6 protein-coding genes are annotated in these 6,492 nt (G+C 73.5%); 4 read left to right on the forward strand and 2 right to left on the reverse strand.

All coding sequences use genetic code 11. The features are described from left to right. Window positions 1-159: 159 nt before the first annotated feature. Window positions 160-1,506: a phosphoglucosamine mutase gene (gene glmM / locus N5095_RS18620; protein WP_267624679.1), complete on the reverse strand. Its 1,347-nt coding sequence runs from the start codon at window positions 1,504-1,506 to the stop codon at window positions 160-162. 331 nt (window positions 1,507-1,837) lie between these two features. Between glmM and N5095_RS18625 the strand changes: the two genes are divergently transcribed. From N5095_RS18625 to N5095_RS18640, 4 genes are read left to right on the forward strand one after another with little or no spacing between them, the layout of a single operon-like run. After that, complete coding sequence (locus N5095_RS18625) at window positions 1,838-2,746, forward strand: DUF4129 domain-containing protein (RefSeq protein ID WP_267624671.1); 909 nt, start codon at window positions 1,838-1,840, stop codon at window positions 2,744-2,746. Beyond that, window positions 2,743-3,561, forward strand: coding sequence for a DUF7269 family protein (locus N5095_RS18630; protein ID WP_267624672.1), 819 nt, complete (start codon window positions 2,743-2,745; stop codon window positions 3,559-3,561). Before N5095_RS18625 ends, N5095_RS18630 begins: the two co-directional genes overlap by 4 nt. Continuing rightward, the gene (locus N5095_RS18635) at window positions 3,558-4,826 is read left to right on the forward strand and encodes a DUF58 domain-containing protein (RefSeq protein WP_267624673.1); all 1,269 of its coding nucleotides are present in this window, start codon (window positions 3,558-3,560) and stop codon (window positions 4,824-4,826) included. The genes N5095_RS18630 and N5095_RS18635 overlap by 4 nt, the downstream gene beginning before the upstream one ends. Next, entirely contained in the window at window positions 4,823-5,596 is a 774-nt protein-coding gene (locus N5095_RS18640) for a DUF7519 family protein (protein ID WP_267624674.1), read from the forward strand. Before N5095_RS18635 ends, N5095_RS18640 begins: the two co-directional genes overlap by 4 nt. Window positions 5,597-6,012: 416 nt before the next feature. Here N5095_RS18640 and N5095_RS18645 read toward each other — a convergent pair whose 3' ends face one another. Next, on the reverse strand, window positions 6,013-6,255 hold the full coding sequence (locus N5095_RS18645; RefSeq protein WP_267624675.1) for a hypothetical protein: 243 nt from the start codon (window positions 6,253-6,255) through the stop codon (window positions 6,013-6,015). Window positions 6,256-6,492: the final 237 nt, after the last annotated feature.

The following is a 6,492-nucleotide window of genomic DNA, read 5'->3' on the forward strand; positions in this document are numbered from 1 at the left end:
CCGAAACCGGCGAGTCGACCGACGGCGGTCGAACGCGAGCGGCTGACGTCGACTCGCACGCGGTCCGATAGTTAGGGTGTGTCCCTCGCCGCCATCGGAAGCGGTGAGCCGGCGGGCCCGCCGTCGCTCGCGACTCCCGAGTCGACGCGCCGTGGCCGCTCACCGGTCGCCGGCGTCGCCGAGGAACCCCTTCGCGACCTCAAGCAGGCGGCGGGCGTCGGCCTCGTCGCGAGCCTCCGCCCGGTAGCGAATCTTCGGCTCGGTGCCGGAGGCGCGAATCATGAACCAGCCGTCGTCGGTGCGGACGTGGACGCCGTCGATGGCCGAGATGCGGTCCGCGTCGAACTCGGCGCGGACGAGGTCTTCGACCGCCGCCATGAGTTCGCGCTTGCGGTCGGTCTCCAGTACCTCGTACAGATGCGGGTAGGTCTCGACGCCGTCGACCAAGGCGTCGAGGCTCCCCTCCCGAGCGACGAGCGCCGCGAGCCTGCAGGCCGCGAGCGGTCCGTCGGGACAGAGCGTCTCGTCGGGCCATATCCAGGCCCCGCTCTCCTCGCCGCCGAACACCACGTCGTCGTCGGTGGCGGCCTCGGCGACGAACACGTCGCCCACGCGGGTGCGCGTGAGCGAGGCCCCCTTCGCTTCGAGGGCGTCCTCGACGGCGAGGCTGACGTTCAGCGGGGCGGCGACGCGGGTACCCTCGCGGGCGACCGCACCGGCAAAGAGCGCGAGGTTGACGTTGCCGTCGACGAACCGGCCGGACTCGGTGCAGGCGCGCATCCGGTCGGCGTCGCCGTCGTGCGCGACGCCGAGGTCGGCGTCGGTGCCGGCGACGAACTCGCGGAGCGCCTGGCAGTTGTCGCCGGTCGGCTCGCTGGGTCGGCTCGGGAAGCTCCCGTCGGGCTGGGCGTTGAGGGTGTAGACGTGCGCCCCCAGTCGGGTGAGCGCGTCGGCGGTCGCCCCGCCCGCGCCGTTGCCCACGTCGACGGCGACGGTGAGCCCCGCCAGCGGCTGCTCGGCCTCCTCCGTCCCCGCGACGGCGTCGACGAGCGCGTCGACGTGTCGGTCGGTGACGCCCGGGAGGTCACGTTCCTCGCCGATGCCGTCCCACGCCCGCAGGTCGTAGTCCTCGGTCCCGATACGGCGCTCTATCGCCTCCTGCTGGGCGGTGTCGAACGCCTGCCCGGAGGGGTTCCACAGCTTCAGCCCGTTGTCGGGGGCGGGGTTGTGCGACGCGGTGAGCATGATTCCGGCGTCGGCGTCCTCCCGGCCGACCGCGCGGGCGAGTGCCGGCGTCGACACCATCCCGGCGTCGAGGACGGTCGCGCCGCACTCGCGAGCGCCGGCGGAGGCGGCCGCCGCCAGTAGTTCCCCGCTCTCACGGGGGTCGCGCCCGACGACGACGGTCTCGGCGCCCTCCGAGGCGACGGCCCGGCCGACGGCGAGTGCGAGGTCGGCGGTGACCTCCTCGCCGACGGTCCCCCTAATCCCGCTGGTTCCGAACAGAGTCATCGGTCGACGTGAGGGTCGCCCCCCTCTTGATTATACGGTGGACTATCCGGTCGGCCGGACGAGGACCGGGGGAGGTTCCACCCGGTCCCGGGGAGGGTCGTTACGGGACGTTGCTCGGTGTAAGGCGGGCGTACCGGTCCGTGGAGGGTAGCCGGTGGCTACCGGTCGAGCGCGGCCGCGCCGTCGGAAATCCCGCCTTCCCCGAGGCGGCAGCACGGAATCATACCCCGATTACCGAGCAGAACCCGGCCCATACCGCTTAGCGGCCACATAATTAACGGGCTGAATCACGGAGTGATGGACAGATGAGAGGACGACGCGGACCATGAACGGCGACCGACTCGTCGCCGCCCTCGTCGCCGTCGCCTGTGTCTCCGCCATGGGCGTCGCGTCGACGACGCTAGACTCCTCGCTCAAGACCGACCCGGACGACGTCATCAACCTCGACTGGGAGGAGCTCCCCATCGGGGGCGACCGGGCCGTCCAGATTCAGGAGGAGATCGAGGGGAACCAGCAGCGCCAGCAACAGCAGGTGAGCCAGTCCCAGCAACAGCAACAACAGCAACAGGAGGAGGAAGAACAGCAGGAGCAGGAGACGACGCCCGCCGAGCAGAGCCTGCTGGAGCAGTTGTGGGACCTCCTGCTCGCCCTCCTGCCGTACCTCGTCGCGACGCTCCTCCTCGTCGCCGGGGGCCTGCTGCTCCGTCGCTACTGGGAGCGGGTCGTCGGACCCCTCCTCGCGCTCCTGCCGAGCGCCGCCGACGGCGAACGGGAGGAAGCGCGCCCCGACTGGCAGGACCGCACGCCGCGAAACGAGGCCGAACGGGCGTGGTTCGACCTCGTCCGGGAGGCGGGCGTCGAGCGGCCGCACGCGAAGACGCCGAGCGAGGCCGCACAGGCCGCCGTCGACGCCGGCTTCGACCCCGACGCCGTCGAACGCCTCCGACGAACCTTCGAGGAGGTGCGCTACGGCGGCCGCGGGATGACCGACGACCAGCGCGAACGCATCCAGGGGGCGCTCTCGCGGCTCGGAAGCGCAGGTGGACGGAGCGGTCGCCAGGGCGGTCGTGGCGGGGCCGTGACTGACGGTGGAGCGGCATCGGACGGCCGCGAAACTGGAGACGGTGGAGCGGCGACGAACGGCCGCGAAACTGGAGACGGTGGAGCGGCATCGGACGGCCGCGAGGCGGCGAGCGGTGGTTCGACCGGCGACGACGGCGGTGAGCGCCGATGAACCTTCGCGCGCGCCACCCCGCGATGGTCGTCGGCCTCGGCGTCTTCACCCTCGCGCTCGCGGCCGTCCTCGGAACGGGGGTCGGCGGCGAGCTCGCCGCGGCCGCCGTCGAGGCTGCCGGCAACGACTACGTCGTGTTCGCCGTCTTCGGCGGAATCGCGCTACTGCTCGTGTTCGTCGTCGCCGCGAGCCGGGCGCTGTTCGGCCAGGACCAGGCGCGACTGCCCGACCCCGAGCGGGTCCAGACCGCGCCACACCCCGGCGCGAGCTTCGACCGTGTCGTCGACGAGGGGCTCGGCCTGCAGGCTCGCTTCTTCGGCGACGGCGGCGAGTCGGTGCGGGAGCGCCTCCGCGGGCTCGCCGCCGAGGCGATGATGCGCGAGGCGGGCGTCCCCCGCGAGACCGCTCGCGAGCGCGTGCTCGCCGGGACGTGGACCGACGACGCCGACGCGGCGGCGTTTCTCGCCGGCCCGTCCGGTCCGTCACCGTCGATGGAGTCGCGGGTCGCCGCGGCGGTCCGCGGGCGGACGTGGTTCCAGCACGGCGCCCGGGTGGCAGCGGACGAGGTCGCCCGACACGCCGGCGTCGAGGCGTCGACGCCCGATGCGGACGACGCCGTCGCCGACACGAGCGCCGAGACGCTCCGCGAGGCGGTCGGCGTCGGCACCGGGGGCCGCGGCGGAAGCGGCGGGGAGCGAGGCGGCCGCGGCGGCGAGTCCGTCGGCCCGTCGAGGCCCGGCAGGCAGGCGGCCGCGGACGGCGGCCGCAGAACTGCGGACACGGTGGGGTCGGCCGGGGAGAGTGAGGAGTCGTGACCGAAGTCCGAACCACCCGCCGCTGGCGAGGGGTCGTCGGCATCGCGCTGTTCGTCGGCGCCGTCGGGGTCCTCGCGGCGCGGCCGCTCCTGCTCCTGCTCGGCGTCGTCGGCAGCGCCTTCGCCGCGTACCCGCATCTGACGGGGACCCCGGCGGTGGACCTCAGCCTCGAGCGCAGTCTGGGGAGTCGGTCGCCCGAACAGGGTGACGCCGTCGAGGTGACCGTCCGCGTGGTCAACGAGGGGTCGACGCTCGCCGACCTGCGAATCGTCGACGGCGTCCCGCCGATGCTCGCCGTGCAGTCGGGGTCGCCCCGACACGGCGCGGTTCTGCGGCCGGGCGACGCGACGGAGTGGAGCTACACCGTCGGCGCCGACTACGGTCGCCACCAGTTTGACCCCGCGACCGTCGTCGCCCGGGACGTAGCCGGCGCCCGCGAGGTGGAGACGACCGTCGCCGCCGAGACCGAACTCGCGGTGACCGACTCCGTTCCCGAGGTGCCGCTGCGTCAGCAGACCGCCGGTCACGCCGGTCGCGTCGTCACCGACCGGGGCGGGTCGGGCATCGAGTTCCACCAGACCCGCGAGTATCAGCACGGCGACCCGATGAGCCGCATCGACTGGCGCCGGTTCGCCCGGACGAACACGCTCACGACCATCGAGTTCCGCGAGGAGCGCACCGCCGCGGTCGTGCTCTGTGTCGACGCCGACGCGAGCGCCTACCGCGCCCGGCGCGACGACGAGCCCAACGCCGTCGCCTACAGCGTCGCCGGCGCCGAACAGCTCCTCACGTCGCTCGGCGACGCCCGGACGTTCGTCGGGCTGGCGGCGCTCGGCCGGGAGTTCGCGTGGGTCGACCCCGGGAGCGGCCGCGAACACCGCGACCGCCTCCGAACGACGCTCGCGACCCACCCGGCGCTCCGGACGGTCCCGCCGACCGACCCCGACGCGTCGTGGGTCGACACGGACCAGCGCGCCGCCCTGCGTCGGCGCCTCGGCCCCTCGAACCAGCTGTTCCTCTTCTCGCCGCTCACGGACGACGGCGTCGTGACGACGGCGCTCGAACTCGAGGCGGAGGGCACCCGCGTGACCGTCGTCAGCCCGAACGTGACGAGCCGCGAGACCGCCGGCGGGCGGCTGGCGACCGTCGAGCGCGACGGCCGAATGCGTCGGTTGCGCGAGTCCGGCGTCCCCGTCGTCGACTGGGACCCGACCGACCCGCTCGGCACCGAACTCCTCCGCCAGCAGGAGCGTGGTGTCGCGTGAGCGCCGTCGCTGCGGGTGAGGGGTCGGACGGAGCGAACACGGCCGGAGCGAACGCGTCGAGCGCGACCGGGTCGGAACCGCGCGGCGTCACCGTCGACCGTCGGCCGGCCCGCGTCGCTGCGAGCGTCGCCGTCGTCGCCGCGCTCCTCTCGGTGGTCGCCGTCGCCGACGGCGGCAGTCAGCGGGTCGCGATCGGGGTCGGTGCCGCCGGCCTCCTCCTGCTCGGCGGCACCGCACTCGCCCGCGACCGCGGCCTGCGCCTCGTGGCGGTTCTCGTCGGCGTCGCCGGAGTCGTCGGCGTGCTGGGCGGCGTCGGCGCCGGGGCGACGCTCCCGGCCACGACGACGCTCAAGGCCGAAGTACCCCTGGGCCTGCTCGGGGCGGGACTGCTCGCGCTCGGCCTGGTCCCCGTCCGCGAGGGGTGGAGCCGGCGGCTCGTCTCCGTGGGGACGGCGCTGCTCGTCTGCAACGTCGTGCTCTCGGGAATCGTCCACGGCGCGGACGCGCTCCCCCTGCTCGCGGCGTTCACCGCGAGCGTCGTCGCCTGGGACGTGGGCGAACACGCTATCAACGTCGGCGAACAGTTGGGCGCCCGGGCCCGGACGTGGCCGGTCGAACTCGGCCACGCCGGCGCGACCTCGCTGTTCGGCGGCGCCGCCGTCGCCGTCGCGCTCTGGGTCCGCGGACTGGACGTGACCGGCGTCCCGCTCGCCGGCCTCCTCCTGCTCGTCGGCGCCGCCATCGTGCTGTTGGTGGCGCTGTACAACTGAGCGGCGAGACGGTGGGTCGGCGACGCGACCTGACACCGTTTCCCGACTCGGGCTTTCGGTTCGGCCTTCGAGTCGGTCGACACACAGCAGTCTCTCACCCGAGAGCCACGGCTCGGACGGTCGGGCGTCCGGAGAACGGCGAACCGGGGGCAAGCGTCGAGGCGTCGTCGGTGTGGAGGGCGCCGAAGCGTCGGTGGGATTGGAGGCGGACGTTCGGAGCGCAGGGAGGGAGCCACAGCGACGTTGCCGAAGGGCGTCGTCGGGGTGAAATGAGGGCCGTCAGCGGGGCGGAGGGAGGGCGTCGGCGAGGCGGAGGGAAGGCGTCGGCGGGGCGGAGGGAAGGCGTCGGCGGGGACGGGTCGACGACCGGCGCGGATTGCGGCCGCGGACCGGTCGCGAGCGGTGCGAACGGCCCTCTACGCTTCCACGTCGACGCCGATGCCGGGCAGTCGCACCGCGCGGCTGCGGCCGCTACGACGGCGCGCGTCGAGTGCGAGGGTCGTCGCCACCGCGGCGACGGACGCGCCGGCGAGTGCGGCGACGACGGCGACGGGGTAGGACACGGCGACGAGGGTCGCGACGACGAGTGCGAAGAGGAGACCCGTCGCGGCGAGCGTCTGCCGGGGTCGGGGCGCGGGACTGGGTTCGTATCGGCTCATTACAGTTGGACAGTCGCACGCCACCGCTATAACTGTAATCTGAATGAACTTTCTGTAGGCGGAGTTACTGAAATTCGCTTCTGTAACGGAAGCCGTCGCTCGGTGGGGAGAAACTGAGACGCCCGACGAACGTTGCCACACGGCGGCGCCGCGTGAGTCGTCGAGCAGTGCGATTGCGGGTGGACCCTCGACCGAGGGTCCGAACGTGCCAGCCCGGCGGTGGGTGGTGGGGTGGTG

Origin of the sequence: Halobium salinum (assembly GCF_026586625.1) — an archaeon.
Taxonomy (GTDB): Archaea; Halobacteriota; Halobacteria; order Halobacteriales; family Haloferacaceae; genus Halobium; species Halobium salinum.

Coding starts and splice junctions, on each gene's coding strand:
- N5095_RS18630 (WP_267624672.1), top strand. CDS start 2,743: ATGAACCTTCGCGCGCGCCACCCCGCGATGGTCGTCGGCCTCGGCGTC.
- N5095_RS18645 (WP_267624675.1), bottom strand. CDS start 6,255: ATGAGCCGATACGAACCCAGTCCCGCGCCCCGACCCCGGCAGACGCTC.
- N5095_RS18625 (WP_267624671.1), top strand. CDS start 1,838: ATGAACGGCGACCGACTCGTCGCCGCCCTCGTCGCCGTCGCCTGTGTC.